Origin of the sequence: Yersinia intermedia, assembly GCF_900635455.1 — a bacterium.
Lineage (GTDB): Bacteria > Pseudomonadota > Gammaproteobacteria > Enterobacterales > Enterobacteriaceae > Yersinia > Yersinia intermedia.
Window position 1 is genome coordinate 201,173 of the sequence record NZ_LR134116.1, and the last position, 15,873, is coordinate 217,045.

Sequence of the window (15,873 nt, forward strand, 5' to 3'; positions counted from 1 at the left end):
CTTTACAGTAGAAAAAAATGACAACCCTGATTCATGTACTGGGATCTGATATCCCGCACCATAATCTGACTGTGCTGCGCTTCTTTAATGACGTGTTGGCAACGCGCGTGCCGGCAGAACAGGTGCGGCATTTTATGGTCGCGGCAAAAGAGACAGCACCTTTTTCGTCATTCCCTCAGTTGGATATCGAAACGCACAGCAATAAGAAAGCGTTGGCAGAGGCGGTTATCGCCCGTGCACAAGCTGATCGCAGCACGCGCTTCTTCTGGCATGGTCAATTTAATGCCACCCTGTGGCTGGCCCTATTGAGTGGTAAAATCAAACCACGGCAGGTTTACTGGCATATCTGGGGCGCTGATTTATATGAAGATGCCAAAAGCTGGAAGTTTCGCTTGTTTTACCTGCTACGGCGTATTGCTCAAGGGCGGGTTGGTCATGTTTTTGCCACTCGTGGTGATTTAATCCATTTTCAGCAGCGTCATCCTCGGGTACCTGCATCGTTGCTTTATTTCCCAACCCGTATGGACCCAGCATTGACGGGGGTTAACATCGAAAAGCCCTTAGCTGGCCCGATGACCATTTTGGTGGGGAACTCTGGTGATTCCACTAACCGCCATATCGAGGCGTTGCAGGCCATTCATCAGCAATTTGGCCCTGATGCTCGGGTTATTTTGCCTATGGGGTATCCGGCTAATAATGAGCTGTATATCGAGCAGGTCAGGCAGGCTGGGCTGGCACTGTTTGCCGCAGAAAATCTGCGTATCCTGACAGAACAGATCCCCTTCGATGATTATCTGAATATTCTACGTGAATGCGATTTAGGCTATTTTATTTTTAATCGTCAGCAAGGCATCGGCACCTTATGTTTATTAACGCAATTTGGTGTGCCTTTTGTCTTGAGCCGCAAAAACCCTTTCTGGCAAGACTTGGCTGAACAGCATATTCCTGTGCTTTTCTATGGCGACTCATTGGATGAAGCGTTGATCCGTGAGGCGCAGCGCCAATTAGCCGGGTTGGATAAGCAATCAATCGCTTTCTTTAACCCGAATTATATCGAGGGTTGGCAACAAGCATTGGCGCTGGCCGCAGGAGAACATCCATGACGCTGGGGCAATTTGGCGGTCTTTTCTGCGTCTATCTGATGGCAGTCATTTTTATCCTGACATTAACCTATCAGGAGTTTCGGCGAGTTCGTTTTAACTTCAATGTACTGTTTTCAATGCTCTACCTGCTGACTTTCTATTTTGGCTTCCCACTGACGTGTATGCTGGTGTTTCAGTTTGGGGTAGAGGTGGTGCCGGTTGAGTACTTACTGTATGCCATGCTGTCGGCTACGGCTTTTTATGGCATTTATTATGTAAGTTACAAAACACGCCTGACTAAGCCACGCAGCCAGCCACGGGCGCCGATATTCACCATGAATCGGGTAGAAACCAATCTGACCTGGATACTGCTGGCACTGGTGGCTATTGGCACTGTTGGCATCTTCTTTATGCAAAATGGCTTCCTGCTGTTTAAGCTCGATTCCTACAGCAAAATATTCTCCAGTGATGTTTCGGGTGTGGCACTGAAGCGCTTTTTCTACTTCTTCATCCCGGCGATGTTGGTGGTCTATTTCCTCAAGCAGGATATGCGCGCCTGGTTTTTCTTCCTGGCAAGCACCGTGGCGTTTGGTATCCTGACTTATGTCATCGTTGGCGGCACCCGCGCTAATATCATTATCGCGTTCTCATTATTCCTGTTTATCGGTATCGTTCGCGGTTGGATAACCCTGTGGATGTTGGCTGCGGCAGGTGTCTTTGGGATTGTTGGTATGTTCTGGCTGGCCCTGAAACGGTATGGTTTGGATGTGAACGGTGCAGAGGCGTTTTATACTTTCCTCTACCTGACTCGGGATACCTTCTCGCCGTGGGAAAACCTAGGGCTGCTGCTACAAAACTACGACAAAATAGATTTCCAAGGACTGGCACCGATTATTCGTGATTTTTATGTCTTTATTCCCAGTTCGCTTTGGCCGGAGCGCCCAGACTTGGTACTTAATACCGCCAATTACTTTACTTGGGATGTGCTGGATAATCACTCCGGGCTGGCTATTTCCCCAACCTTGATCGGTTCTCTGGTGGTGATGGGCGGGGTGCTGTTTATCCCACTGGGTGCCATCGTGGTGGGACTAATCATTAAATGGTTCGATTGGCTCTACGAGCAAGGCAAAGCGGAAAGCAACCGCTACAAAGCCGCAATTCTGCAAAGTTTCTGTTTTGGTGCGGTATTTAACATCATTGTATTGGCTCGGGAAGGATTAGATTCCTTTGTGTCACGGGTGGTGTTTTTCTGCGTAATTTTTGGTGTTTGTCTGGTACTGGCAAAATTGTTGTATTGGTTGTTCGATACTGCGGGTTTGATAACGCAACAGTTACAGCGTCGGGTTAACAAGCCGAAGCGTTCATCCACTCCTGAAACGGGCAGCCAACTGTAAGGATTGTAATGGAACCGAATACTGTTATTCCAAAATATAATGTCCGTGGTTTCGAGATTTGGGGCTTTCGTGATATGGCCCAAACGCTGGATCATTTGCTAAGCAGTGGCCCGGTGAAGACCGGGACGTTGGTGGCAATGAACGCAGAGAAACTGCTCAAAGCCGAAGACGATGTGGCGCTGCGTGAGTTGATCACCGAGGCTGAATATCTGTATGCCGACGGTATCAGTATGGTGCGCGCGATCCGTCGTAAATACCCGCAAGCGAAGCTGTCACGGGTAGCAGGTGCGGATTTGTGGGAAGCACTAATGCAGCGCGCCGGGCAGCAAGGGACGCCGGTCTTTTTGGTGGGAGGCAAACCTGACGTGTTGGCTGAAACTGAAGCTAAATTACGTGCGCAGTGGAATGTGAATCTGGTGGGTAGTCAGGATGGTTATTTCACCACAGAGCAGCGCGAAGCCCTGTTTGCGAGAATAGCAGCCAGTGGTGCGGCGATAGTGACTGTCGCCATGGGATCGCCTAAACAGGAAATGTTTATGCGCGACTGCCGTAAGTTCTATCCCGACGCACTGTATATGGGCGTTGGTGGCACCTATGACGTCTTTACCGGCCACGTCAAACGTGCGCCTAAGATATGGCAGAACATGGGGCTGGAGTGGCTTTATCGCCTGCTGGCGCAGCCAAGTCGTATTCGGCGTCAGTTCAAGCTGCTGAAGTTCGTTGGCTATTATTACAGTGGCCGTTTGTAATATTGTCTTTTGAGCAGGGTTTAACCAACCCTGCTGTTATAAAACCCCTCCCATTTATTCCTCCCATCAATATCATTACGCCTTAATTCCATTATGAAATCGATTTTTTAATTTTTATTCCATAAAGTTTTAGTTTCGGGTTTGCTAATCTGGCCCAGATACGGAAGGATACGGGCCGGTTACGGTTATGTGTTCATAATCGCTTTTATAATGGGCGGTTTCCCTATTCGTTAACTTGCATAAATTAAAGTAGTCATCATTAGGCTGAACACATTGGTGCAGCCATTAGATTTTTTTTTGTGAAAAACGTCTATTTTTAATAAAAACAATAGATTAATTAATAAAAACAACCGGGAAAGCCGGAGCAGACACATCATCAGCTCACAGAGGATATATGGCAGACAACGAAGAGAAAAAAGGGTTACACCGAGGGCTGGAAGCCCGGCATATCGAACTGATAGCGTTAGGCGGGACGATTGGCGTCGGGTTGTTTATGGGGTCAGCCAGTACCCTGAAATGGGCCGGGCCTTCGGTATTGCTGGCATATATCATTGCTGGCTTATTTGTATTTTTTATTATGCGGGCAATGGGCGAAATGCTTTATCTGGAGCCGGTTGCCGGCTCTTTTGCCGTCTATGCCCATAAGTATCTTAGCCCCTATTTCGGCTATCTAACGGCTTGGGGCTATTGGTTTATGTGGATAGCGGTGGGGATATCAGAAATTACCGCGATTGGCGTATACGTTCAGTTTTGGTTCCCTGAAATCCCACAATGGTTACCTGCGATTGCCGGGGTGGCCATAGTGGCACTGGCTAATCTGGCGGCGGTCAGATTATATGGTGAGCTGGAGTTCTGGTTCGCGATGATCAAGGTTACCACCATCATTGTGATGATTCTGGTGGGCTTGGGGGTTATCTTCTTCGGTTTTGGTAATCACGGCCAGGCGATTGGTTTTGATAACCTGACGGCCCATGGCGGCTTTTTTGCCGGTGGTTGGAAAGGGTTCATGTTTGCTTTGTGTATTGTGGTGGCATCCTATCAGGGTGTTGAACTGGTGGGTATTACCGCTGGTGAAGCTAAAAACCCACAAGTGACGCTAAAGCGAGCGATTAATAACATTTTATGGCGCATTCTGATTTTCTATGTTGGCGCAATATTTGTCATTGTCACTATCTTCCCGTGGAACGGTATTGGCACGGAGGGCAGTCCGTTTGTCCTGACATTCGCCAAGATAGGGATAACGGCTGCGGCCGGTATTATTAACTTCGTGGTGCTGACTGCGGCACTGTCTGGTTGTAACAGCGGTATGTATAGCGGCGGGCGTATGTTGTATGCGCTGGCGAAGAATCGCCAGTTACCCGCCTGCCTGACGAAGTTGTCGGCCAGCGGCGTACCGGTTTACTGTATTGCGGTGACGATTCTGTGTTTGCTGGTGGGTTCAAGTCTTAATTATATTATTCCGAATCCACAACAGGTATTTGTCTATGTTTACAGCGCTAGTGTATTACCGGGTATGGTGCCGTGGTTTGTGGTCCTCGTTAGCCAATTGCGTTTCCGCCAGGTACATAAAGAAGCGATAAAGCAGCATCCGTTTAAATCCATCATGTTCCCGTATGTAAACTATCTCACGATCGCTTTCTTGATATGTGTGTTGGTTGGGATGGGGATTAACCCTGATACCCGCTTATCGTTGTTAGTGGGGGTAATTTTCCTGGGATTGGTGTCGGCATGTTATTTCGGGCTGAGAATGCATAAACACAACGTTGCTGAAACATCTCCAAAGTAATTGGCGTTGCAGGTCGGCTGCTTGTAGTGGCGACACCCATGGATGGGCCGAGTCACTCATGTAGCTAACCCGCTGCGGTTTTAAGAGCGAAGGAGATGAAACGCCTATAAAACCAGCGAACAAGGCGAGGTAAGGGCTATCAATGGCTAACTTTTGCGGCAGAGTGTGCAAAGCGTAAGCAAACACACCATTTCTTCTAAAAAAGCACTAGACAGCCAAGTATTAAAACCGTAGTATCCTCACCCGCAACGGCGCTAAGCGCCCGTAGCTCAGCTGGATAGAGCGCTGCCCTCCGGAGGCAGAGGTCTCAGGTTCGAATCCTGTCGGGCGCACCATTAATTTTGTGTGCAAGAGCTGCGGTGGTAAGATTGCCGCGTACGACGATGTAAGCTGTAAAGAAGTTATGGTGGCTATAGCTCAGTTGGTAGAGCCCTGGATTGTGATTCCAGTTGTCGTGGGTTCGAGCCCCATTAGCCACCCCAAATTTTGTGGAACATGCGATGGTGGCGGAATTGGTAGACGCGCTAGCTTCAGGTGTTAGTGTCCTTACGGACGTGAGGGTTCAAGTCCCTCCCTTCGCACCACACAAACATGTAGATATTTATTAATATTTACATGGACATAGGTCGAGAGACCATGTAGAGTAAACAGTAAGAAATCGGCGAGTAGCGCAGCTTGGTAGCGCAACTGGTTTGGGACCAGTGGGTCGGAGGTTCGAATCCTCTCTCGCCGACCAATTTCAGAAGAAACCCCGCAATGCGGGGTTTTTTTTCGTCGGTATAATATTGATTCCCCACTATACCCCTCTCTTCTCACCCCGTTGTATTGACAGTCGCCAATCCAGCCTCGCAGTCCGGCTTTCTGACATCAGAACCTTTGTTGGTACCCTTTGATCAAATTAGCCCGATAGAGTGACCAGACTGGTGATTTGTCAGGTAAAGATGAGGTGTTGGCTTTTTGCGACAAAAGGCAGCGGCTTTGTCTCCAAACAGAGACATATAACATCATGATAAACATAAAGAAAAACAATGATGAGTTATAGCGTCGTTTTGTAGCGACAGATCACTTAGGCGGTATTGGTATCGCTATGGCCGGTACGTCGTATCGCATCATCTATTTGGATGATAATAAAATTATTATTTATCAGTTAATTAAAAATTTATTCGCGGGTAATTAAATGAAATGGCTATCGGTTAGAGGAGTTGGCACGCTAAGTGCAATATCTACCCTGTAGATGCTCATCTCATTTATTATGATAGCGTGGTGTTATAGCCAACTTAGCTTCATAAACCCAGAGATGATGCAGAGCCGATTTTAGGGTGCCTATTGTCCATGTAAACGATGTCGAATATCTTCATCACATACCGGGCATAACGTTGAGTGAGGCGCCGACATTGTTGTCTGTAGACCTGAAAATTTTAGACGCTTGCCTTTCCGGCAAGCGTTTTTTTTTGCATACCCTTCGTACTTGAAGCCGCAGGGTTGTTAGCTGCACACACTTACCCGAATCACTTACCTGAGTAAGCTCATCGGGATGCGTTTGCTGGCTGCCTACCTGCAACTCCAATTACTTTGGGTATTCTTTGCTACTTGAAGCCGCAGGGTTGTTAGCTGCACTAGTTACTCGGCCCATCCGTGGGCCTCGCCTCGTTGAGGCCGCTGCAAGCAGCGTTCAACTCTGCTCCCGACAGATTTGTCCCCGAATCAGAAGCAAAAAAAAGGCCCCGTAGGAGCCTTTAGATGACTAATGAAGCTGAACCAAGGGGAAACGTGCCGTTGGGATCGTAGCGACGTAAGTCGCCGGAGTGCCCCTAGGTACGGTCGCCCCTTGGCTCACAGATTGACTTGCATACCATCAAAGTGATTCGCCATTCTGCCGCAAGGTCAACAGTAGCCCCTCACGACGCGCCTGCGCTGCATCTTCAGGGCGATGCAGTTTATCTAGCGCATCAGCTAACCATGCATAATCATAGCCGTCTGGGCGCTGCTCAAGCGCTGCTTTAAAGGCTTCATAGGCTTTCTCCCATTCGCCGTGTTTCAGCATGAGTTGCCCCAGGGTGCTATTAAGTAGCGGGGTCGCACCATGTTGCTTGATGTGCTGGCGCAATGCTTTCTCCAGCGGTTCTGGGTTACCTGATTTTAAGCGTGGGATCAGGAGGACTAAACGTTCATCATACTGACGCTTCAGACCGTCCAGAATGATTTGCTGGGCGACATCATGATCGTCACACTCAATTAGATGTTCTGCCAGTGCAACTTGCAGTGGGATCTCATTGCGGACTTTACGGCTTTGATCTTTCCACCAGCGTTTCAGACCGTCACTGCCTTCTTCCGCCATACATTGATTCATCATGCCGATATAAGCTTGCTGCTCCAATGCGGCGATTTCTTCTGGCGTATGGACCTGCACTTTGCCCATCGCAGGTAAAATTTCCAGCAATGAACTGTAAGCACCGGTACGCAGGAAAGCCTGTTCAGCCAGACGCAGCACTTCTGGGTGACGTGGTGCTTGATCCAATAAACGATCCACGCCATGACGTGCCGCATGAGCGTGACCCTGCGCCAATTGAATGCGCACTCGGGTAATATCTACCGGCAACTGATCTGTATCAGCAACTTCTGCTGCTCGTTCCAGATATTGATTGGTACGGAATTCATCGCCACGCTGTTGGGCAGCTTCCGCAGCCAGCAGGTAGTTCACCATGGGTTGTTCAGCATGATCGGCATTGCGGGTGAGCAACTTTTCAACCTGCTTGAAATCCCCTTCAGCCAGTTTGATCAACGCAGCCTTGGTTTGCTTACGAGCGCGGGTACGTTTGCGGCCCATAAACCAACCACGGGTACGGGCACCGGTGCGGAAAATACGGCGCAGTATCCATTCAATGATAAGGAATGCGACCAATACCAATACCAACATAATCACCAGACCGGTCACGCTGGTCTCAACATTATAATTGTCGGTTTGAATCAAAACATAGCCTTGGTGCCCTGCTAACATAGGGCCAAGGACGATCCCTACGGTTAGGATGAGGAATAACAGTAAAACGCGTAGCATACTTATTCCTCCTGAGCGGCAACTGGCGGTTGTGCCAGTAAGTTACGAACCCGGGTTTGCATCAATTTTTCCAGCATTGGCTGGCTCTTCAATTGATCAGGTACGTCCATTGAGATTGACTGCTGACTCAGGCTCTCTAACTCATCCAGAAAAGCCTTGGTGCTTGGATCATTCACATCAAAATAAGCGCGAACCCAAGTGGAGATAGTCTCCAGAGACTGTTTATACACTTCGTCTTGATGGCGGGGGACTGCCTGCGCGGCGACCAGCAAGCGGGAACGGATATTCTCGCGTAAATAAACATCCTGATTCGGTGCCAGCAGAGGCTCCGCACTACTATCACGGCGGCGGATAGTAATAAAATCAGACATAAAGCTGTGCCAGCTTTTGGTCAGATTCTGACGCCATTCAGCTAATGAACTAGACAGCTCATCGCTATCGGCATCCATCGGTGAGTCATCGGTATTGTTATCAGCCAAACGCAGATTATCTACCTGATTCGACAGTTGATTCAACTTGAGGATAATGCCGTCAAAATCCACCTGACTTACCGCCGACAGAGTACTGATATCTTCGGTGAGTGCGCGGCGTACGTCGATAAGACTTGGGTCATTCATGTCAGCCAGACTGGCATCGGCACTTTTCAGTAAAGTTGCTGCGGTGGCGACATCCTGATCACTCCACAGTTTGCGGCCGGCCATTTTCACCAGAAAATCTGCCTGTGCCAGTAACCATGTTTTGGCATCGCTACCCGAAATAGTGGCGACTTTTTCCTGTAACTCATTCAGTTGGCGGATCAGCGAGGTCTGCTGGCGGTCTGCTGCTTCCAGCGCCTTGCCTTGCTGTTGCAATAATGATTCGAGCTGCTGTTTTTCCTGCAATTGGCTCTGTTTTAATTCAGCTAACTGTTCTTGCAGCGCGATATTCGCCACATCTTGTAACTGAGCCTGCTGCTGTCCGTGATAATAAAGCCCGGCACCCAGCGCGATAGCCAATGCAATAGCAATGGCACCCAGAATTGGGCCGGTTCGTTTCTCCCGGCGGCCTTCAGGTTCTGGCTGTTGGTGCCTCTCAACCGCAGTGGTTGTCTCTTCCACTGGTGCGGATGGGGTATTTTGTTCCGTCATATTGGGCATCCCATAGTCAGGTTTCAGGTTTATTGAAAGTCTTGTAGCGCGCGGATCAGCGCGTCATTATCCGCATTTTCTGCCACCCGGATATTACTCCAGCCCATTTGGGCGGCCAGGGTAGCTAAACGCTCACTCACTACAACCAGGCGGCAGCGTAGCAGCCAGGAAGAACGATAGTAATCAGGAACTAAAGTATAGATCTGTTGTAACATTTCGCCGCTGGTCACTACCAAAATATCGACCCCTGCACGTTGCCAATGCGCACTTTGCTCACTGCCATCGTAAAAGATGGGGCTACGTTGATAACATTCGCAGTAGGTAACTATGGCTCCCCGCTGTGCAAGGCTTTCGCCTAACAGCTCCCGCCCGCCATTGCCGCGCAATAACAGTGCCTTTTTACCGGACAGTTTTTGCAGGTCTGGCAATGATAACAGCATCTCGCTGGTCTCCCCCATGGGAGGGAAAGTGACATGCAAACGGCTGGCAGTATGCAATGCCAATGCGGTAGTACGGCCAATAGCATAATAAGATAACTGTGCAGGCCATAACAGGTTATTTCTTTTTAACAGCGGGTTAGCATAGCGGATGGCGTTCTGCGATAACGCAAACACCAGGTCGCCAGCTTGCATATCCTGGAGCAATGCCGGCAGTTTAGGCAGGTCATATCCCGGAGAAAAATCAATTAATGGCGCATGATAGGCAACCCTGCCCAGCGCACGCAGGCGGCTGACTAGCTGTTCTCCAGCAGGAGATGGGCGGGTAACCAAAATGGTCATCGTGGTGGGTTATCCTGATAAACGGCGGCCAGAATTGCACGCGCACCGCGTGATAATAACTCATCGGCCAGCTCAATCCCCATTTGTTCTGCATTCTCCGCCGGCCCTCGGCGCTCACCGCGAATGATCTCACTGCCATCCGGCGCACCCACTAACCCACGCAACCACAAGGTGTTGCCTTCCAACTCAGCATAGCTGCCGATCGGCACCTGACACCCCCCCTCAAGACGCGTGTTCATAGCCCGCTCCGCACACACCCGCAGTTCGGTTACACGATGATTGAGTGGTGCCAGCAGTTGGCGGGTAAAATCGTCATCCAGACGGCATTCAATGCCGACAGCGCCCTGGCCGACTGCCGGTAACGACTCCTCAGCGGGCATGGCATAGCGGATCCGCGATGCCAACCCAAGGCGATTAAGGCCCGCAACCGCCAGTATGATCGCGTGGTAGTCACCGTTATCAAGCTTGGCAAGGCGAGTACCCACATTACCCCGCAGGTCGCGGATAATCAGGTCCGGGCGACGCTCGCGTAATTGGCACTGGCGGCGCAGGCTGGAGGTGCCGACAATGCTGCCCGCAGGCAAATCATCAATATGAGCAAAATGTGGGGATACAAAGGCATCACGCGGATCATCGCGTTCGCAAATAGTCACCAGGCCCAAGCCCTCAGGGAAGGCGACTGGCACATCTTTCATGGAGTGTACGGCGATATCCGCCCGTCCGTCCAGCAGTGCTAGCTCTAACTCTTTGACGAACAAGCCTTTACCACCGACTTTTGCCAGTGGGGTATCCAGAATAATGTCCCCACGGGTAACCATCGGGACCAATTCGACCTGTAAGCCGGGGTGATTGGCTTGCAGTAAATGTTGAACATAATGTGCTTGCCATAAGGCGAGCGGGCTTTGTCGCGTGGCAATTCGAATAATTTTGTCTAACATTGCTTGTTACCGTTTTATATTTTGCGGCCCATCCTATCATTGACCAGTGAATGCTGTCAGTGCGGTAGCCACATGAAAACGACGGATAAGAGCACAATAAAGCAGCTATTGTAACAAATACATGGCGGGATAACTTCTCCCTTAGCGCCTACTTTGATGTCATGGTGTCGCTACCCGTCAACCTAACTGTAAATGTCGCCTAAGAAAGGGATGTATAGACATTACAATTGTAGGGATAGCTTTACGGTCAATCGGCAAGGTGTTAGATTGATCACGTTTCCAGCAATAATTCGTCAACTGTTATTCAAACAAAATGTCTTCAAACAAAATGTTTTTTGGTCAGTTCAACAAAAAGTACATTTTTCGCTGAAAGTCAAAAAAAGCAATAAACGAATCTGGGACGCGGGTTTTTTTTCTAAGCACCGGAACAATTCTAAGCACCGGAACAATCAGGCGAGACGTCTTGTACCTCTACATCGAGACACTGAAACAGCGACTGGATGCGATCAACCAATTACGAGTCGATCGCGCCTTGGCGGCAATGGGGCCAACCTTCCAAAAGGTCTACAGTCTGCTACCGACCCTACTACATTGTCATCACCCACTGATGCCGGGGTACCTTGATGGTAACGTTCCCCATGGCGTCTGCCTTTTTACGCCCAATGAAACGCAACAGGATTACCTGTCTGAGGTTGAAGCCAAGTGGGGCGAACCTTTGCAACAGAGTGTCGGCGGCGAACTGCCGATTACCGGCGTCTATTCTATGGGTAGCACTTCCTCTATTGGGCAATGCCATACTTCAGATCTTGATGTTTGGGTATGCCATCAGGCCTGGCTTGATTCTGAAGAGCGTAACCGCTTGCAACAAAAATGCAGTCTGCTGGAAAAATGGGCTGCATCAATGGGTGTTGAAGTCAGCTTCTTCCTGATAGATGAAAACCGTTTCCGCCATAATGCCAGTGGCAGCTTGGGGGGCGAAGATTGCGGTTCCACCCAACACATATTATTGCTGGATGAGTTTTACCGCAGCGCGGTTCGTCTGGCAGGGAAACGTATTCTGTGGAATATGGTTCCGGTGGAAGAAGAAAATAATTATGACGATTACGTACTGTCGCTCTATGCACAGGGCGTATTAACACCGAATGAGTGGCTGGATTTGGGCGGTTTGAGCACCCTGTCAGCCGAAGAGTATTTCGGTGCCAGTTTGTGGCAACTGTATAAAAGTATCGATTCACCCTATAAGGCCGTGCTGAAAACCTTATTGCTGGAAGCGTATTCGTGGGAATACCCCAATTCTCAATTGCTGGCAATGGAGATCAAACAGCGCCTGCATGCCGGTGAGATTGTGGCCTTCGGTCTTGATGCTTATTGCATGATGCTTGATCGCGTCACTCGCTATCTAACCCAAATAAATGACACCACCCGCCTGAATTTGGTGCGGCGTTGTTTCTATCTGAAAGTGTGTGAAAAACTGTCCCGTAGCTCGGCAAGTGTCGGCTGGCGGCGTGAGATCCTCAGCCAACTGGTCAGTGAATGGGGCTGGAGCGACGAGAGTCTGGCGGTGCTGGATAACCGTGCTAACTGGAAGATTGAGCGGGTACGTGAAGCGCATAACGAGCTGCTGGATGCGATGATGCAGAGTTATCGCAATTTGATCCGCTTTGCACGGCGCAACAACCTGAGTGTCAGTGCCAGCCCGCAGGATATCGGGGTTCTGACCCGTAAACTGTACGCGGCATTTGAAGCTTTACCCGGCAAAGTAACACTGGTAAACCCACAAATTTCACCGGATTTATCGGAAGAACATCTGACTTTCATTCATGTTCCGGCAGGCCGTGCTAACCGCGCGGGTTGGTACTTATATAATCAAGCGCCCTCTATGGACGCGATTGTAAGTCACCAACCGCTGGAATATAACCGTTACCTGAACAAACTGGTGTCCTGGGCCTATTTCAACGGGCTATTGACCAGCAAAACCCGGCTACATATTAAAAGCGCCAATCTGTGCGATACGGTGAAATTGCAAGAATTGGTGACGGATATCTCTCACCACTTCCCGTTACGCCTGCCTGCGCCCACACCTAAGGCACTGTATAGCCCGTGTGAGATTCGCCATTTGGCGATTATTGTCAATTTAGAGCATGACCCGACCGCGGCTTTCCGCAATCAGGTGGTGCATTTTGATTTCCGTAAACTGGATGTATTCAGTTTTGGCGAGCAGCAACAGTGCCTGGTGGGCAGTATCGATTTGCTGTACCGCAACTCCTGGAATGAAGTGCGAACCTTGCATTTCAGCGGTGAGCAAGCGGTGTTGGAAGCATTGAAAACCATCTTAGGCAAAATGCATCAGGATGCGGCTCCACCGGAGTCAGTGGATGTCTTCTGTTACAGCCAACATTTACGTGGTTTGATTCGTACCCGCATTCAGCAGTTGGTTTCCGAGTGTATTGAGTTGCGTTTATCCAGTACCCGCCAGGAACCGGGCCGTTTTAAAGCGGTACGGGTTTCCGGTCAGACCTGGGGTTTGTTCTTTGAACGCCTGAGTGTTTCAGTACAAAAGTTGGAAAATGCTGTCGAATTTTACGGTGCGATTTCTAATAACAAACTGCATGGGTTATCGATTCAGGTGGAAACTGATCAAATTCATCTGCCGCCAGTGGTAGACGGTTTTGCCAGCGAGGGGATCATTCAGTTCTTCTTCGAAGGCACTGCAGATGAAAAAGGCTTTAACATTTATATTTTGGATGAGTCAAATCGCGTTGAGGTTTATCACCACTGCGAGGGCAGTAAAGAGGCGTTGGTGCGAGATGTCAGCCGTTTCTATTCATCGTCTCATGACCGTTTTACCTACGGCTCCAGCTTTATTAACTTCAACCTGCCGCAGTTCTACCAAATTGTGCAATTAGATGGCCGCACTCAAGTGATTCCTTTTCGCAGCAACACCTTATCTCATCTGTATATCGTCGATAGAGAGCCGAGCCAGCCTGCGCAGCAGTTCCAGTTACATTAATTTCCCAAGCTGATAAGTAAAAAAGACACGCTAAAATGTATCAGGCTGCTGACAAAGTCGATTGAAGGGGAAATGTTCCGTTGGGGGTGTAATCGCGTAAGCGACCGAAGCGCCCCTAGGGACCGTTGCCCCTTCAATCACTGAACGCTCAAATAAGGTCAGTTAACCGAAGCTCACCTCTTCACCTGCCTGCGTGGTGGCCGCTTGTGATAATTTGGCGAAAAATTCCTCTCCGCTACGTGAGCAAAACCACTGGCCTTCACGATAATTGAAATGGTAACCACCGGCTTTGGTTGCCAACCATACCTGATGCAGTGGTTCTTGGCGGTTGATAACAATCTTACTGCCATTTTCGAACGTCAGGGTCATCACCCCGCCATTGGTTTCATAATCGATATCACTATCGCCGCTAAAACCATCCAGTGTCTCTTCAATGTAAAGCATCAATTGATCGGCTAACTGGTGAAACTCGCTATCGTTCATATTCAATTCCTATTGCTTTTCATGATCCACCTGCGATTATAGAGAGCATGGACGCATGAATCACAAGTATTAATGCGATTATACCCTTCATACTTGAAGCCGTAGGGGCGTTAGCAGCGCGCACTCACCCGAATCACTTAGCAATGTATGCGCATTGAGATTCGGGTGCTGACTACCTGCAACGTCAGATCCTTTGGGTATAATAGGTGCGAAAACACAATACAGGCGTTAAAAATGAAAAAAGAATTATGTTGGCCGCTGGTTGCGATGATGGTACTCGCGCTGGCGGGTTGTGGCTTGAAAGGCCCGTTATATTTCCCACCCGCTGACAAACCAAAAGTAGAAACAGCGCAACCGGATAGTGGTCAGGTAGAGCGAAATCAGCAGGACCTGTCAGGTTCCAACCAGACAAAATCCATTGCCGGGCCGCAGTAATTATTTTTATCGCAGCCAGATTGAGTCAGTATTTAATTTGCCAGTACCGAGTTTAGCCGGTAAATGAAAGTCAGCGGAGTATGAAATGCAGTTCTCCAAAATGCACGGTCTTGGCAACGACTTTATGGTTGTCGATGCAGTTACCCAAAATGTTTACTTTTCGCCGGAGTTAATCCGTCGATTAGCAGACCGGCACACTGGCGTGGGCTTTGATCAGATGTTGGTGGTTGAACCGCCTTATGATCCCGAGCTGGATTTTCACTACCGTATTTTTAATGCCGATGGCAGCGAAGTCTCTCAGTGTGGCAATGGCGCACGTTGTTTTGCCCGCTTTGTCCGGCTGAAAGGATTGACCAATAAACGTGATATCAGCGTGAGTACCCAGACTGGCCGCATGATATTGAGCGTTACTGAAGATGAACTGGTTTGTGTCAATATGGGAGAACCCAATTTTGACCCGCAAACGGTGCCTTTTAGAGCGACCAAAGCCGAGAAAACCTACATTTTACGTGCGGCGGAACATACAGTGTTGTGCGGCGTGGTATCAATGGGCAATCCTCACTGTGTGATGCAGGTTGATGATGTTTCGGTTGCTAATGTTGCCTTGCTGGGTCCAGTATTGGAAAGTCATGAGCGCTTCCCAGAACGGGCCAATATTGGTTTTATGCAGGTGGTTAGCCGCGAGCAGATCCGTTTACGGGTGTATGAGCGCGGTGCTGGCGAAACGCAGGCCTGCGGTAGCGGTGCTTGTGCGGCAGTGGCGGTGGGTATCCAGCAAGAGTTGTTGGCTGAAGAGGTCCATGTTGAACTGCCAGGCGGCAGCTTGCACATCAGTTGGAAAGGACCGGGCCATCCATTGTATATGACCGGGCCGGCAACACATGTGTATGATGGCTTCATTCATCTATAGTATACCCGTCATACTTCAAGCTGCATGTGTGTTGGCCGCCTTCGTTCACCCCAGTCACTTACTTATGTAAGCTCCTGGGGACTCGCTCAGTTGCCGCCTTCATGCAACTCGAATTATTTAGGGTA

Annotated in this window: 12 protein-coding genes and 4 tRNA genes; 11 read left to right on the forward strand and 5 right to left on the reverse strand. The window is 49.4% G+C overall.

What is annotated here, in order from left to right:
- The first annotated feature begins 17 nt into the window (after positions 1–17).
- From EL015_RS00940 to EL015_RS00975, 8 genes are all read left to right on the forward strand, one after another.
- Positions 18–1,103 (forward strand): TDP-N-acetylfucosamine:lipid II N-acetylfucosaminyltransferase, encoded by a 1,086-nt coding sequence (locus EL015_RS00940; RefSeq protein WP_005190220.1) that lies wholly within the window; start codon positions 18–20, stop codon positions 1,101–1,103.
- Positions 1,100–2,476, forward strand: coding sequence for an ECA oligosaccharide polymerase (gene wzyE, locus EL015_RS00945; RefSeq protein ID WP_032907403.1), 1,377 nt, complete (start codon positions 1,100–1,102; stop codon positions 2,474–2,476). The genes EL015_RS00940 and wzyE overlap by 4 nt, the downstream gene beginning before the upstream one ends.
- Before the next feature lie 8 nt (positions 2,477–2,484).
- Complete coding sequence (wecG, locus tag EL015_RS00950; RefSeq protein ID WP_005190212.1) at positions 2,485–3,225, forward strand: lipopolysaccharide N-acetylmannosaminouronosyltransferase; 741 nt, start codon at positions 2,485–2,487, stop codon at positions 3,223–3,225.
- A 394-nt stretch (positions 3,226–3,619) separates the two neighbouring features.
- Positions 3,620–5,011: a bifunctional threonine/serine APC transporter ThrP gene (gene thrP, locus EL015_RS00955; RefSeq protein WP_005190209.1), complete on the forward strand. Its 1,392-nt coding sequence runs from the start codon at positions 3,620–3,622 to the stop codon at positions 5,009–5,011.
- Between the two features lie 258 nt (positions 5,012–5,269).
- Positions 5,270–5,346: transfer RNA gene (locus EL015_RS00960), tRNA-Arg, on the forward strand.
- A 71-nt stretch (positions 5,347–5,417) separates the two neighbouring features.
- Positions 5,418–5,493: transfer RNA gene (locus EL015_RS00965), tRNA-His, on the forward strand.
- Between the two features lie 15 nt (positions 5,494–5,508).
- Positions 5,509–5,595, forward strand: a tRNA-Leu gene (locus EL015_RS00970).
- Between the two features lie 75 nt (positions 5,596–5,670).
- A tRNA-Pro gene (locus tag EL015_RS00975) sits at positions 5,671–5,747 on the forward strand.
- Between the two features lie 1,119 nt (positions 5,748–6,866).
- On the opposite strand, the gene hemY is transcribed toward EL015_RS00975, so the two are convergent.
- Genes hemY through hemC form a run of 4 tightly spaced genes read right to left on the reverse strand, consistent with a single transcriptional unit; the run spans position 6,867 to position 10,910 of the window.
- Complete coding sequence (gene hemY / locus EL015_RS00980; protein WP_032906900.1) at positions 6,867–8,066, reverse strand: protoheme IX biogenesis protein HemY; 1,200 nt, start codon at positions 8,064–8,066, stop codon at positions 6,867–6,869.
- A 2-nt stretch (positions 8,067–8,068) separates the two neighbouring features.
- The gene (hemX, locus tag EL015_RS00985) at positions 8,069–9,193 is read right to left on the reverse strand and encodes a uroporphyrinogen-III C-methyltransferase (RefSeq protein WP_032906898.1); all 1,125 of its coding nucleotides are present in this window, start codon (positions 9,191–9,193) and stop codon (positions 8,069–8,071) included.
- A gap of 29 nt (positions 9,194–9,222) precedes the next feature.
- Positions 9,223–9,972 carry a uroporphyrinogen-III synthase gene (gene hemD / locus EL015_RS00990; RefSeq protein ID WP_032906896.1) on the reverse strand — a complete coding sequence of 250 codons (750 nt, stop codon included), beginning with the start codon at positions 9,970–9,972 and terminating at the stop codon, positions 9,223–9,225.
- Positions 9,969–10,910 (reverse strand): hydroxymethylbilane synthase, encoded by a 942-nt coding sequence (hemC, locus tag EL015_RS00995; protein WP_005188066.1) that lies wholly within the window; start codon positions 10,908–10,910, stop codon positions 9,969–9,971. The genes hemD and hemC overlap by 4 nt, the downstream gene beginning before the upstream one ends.
- A gap of 463 nt (positions 10,911–11,373) precedes the next feature.
- Between hemC and EL015_RS01000 the strand changes: the two genes are divergently transcribed.
- Positions 11,374–13,920: a class I adenylate cyclase gene (locus EL015_RS01000; RefSeq protein ID WP_005188064.1), complete on the forward strand. Its 2,547-nt coding sequence runs from the start codon at positions 11,374–11,376 to the stop codon at positions 13,918–13,920.
- 162 nt (positions 13,921–14,082) lie between these two features.
- On the opposite strand, the gene cyaY is transcribed toward EL015_RS01000, so the two are convergent.
- Complete coding sequence (gene cyaY, locus EL015_RS01005; protein ID WP_005188062.1) at positions 14,083–14,403, reverse strand: iron donor protein CyaY; 321 nt, start codon at positions 14,401–14,403, stop codon at positions 14,083–14,085.
- Between the two features lie 234 nt (positions 14,404–14,637).
- On the opposite strand from cyaY, the gene lptM reads away from it, so the two are divergent.
- Positions 14,638–14,838 carry an LPS translocon maturation chaperone LptM gene (lptM, locus tag EL015_RS01010; protein WP_005188059.1) on the forward strand — a complete coding sequence of 67 codons (201 nt, stop codon included), beginning with the start codon at positions 14,638–14,640 and terminating at the stop codon, positions 14,836–14,838.
- A gap of 85 nt (positions 14,839–14,923) precedes the next feature.
- Positions 14,924–15,748, forward strand: coding sequence for a diaminopimelate epimerase (dapF, locus tag EL015_RS01015; protein ID WP_005188055.1), 825 nt, complete (start codon positions 14,924–14,926; stop codon positions 15,746–15,748).
- Positions 15,749–15,873 lie beyond the last annotated feature (125 nt).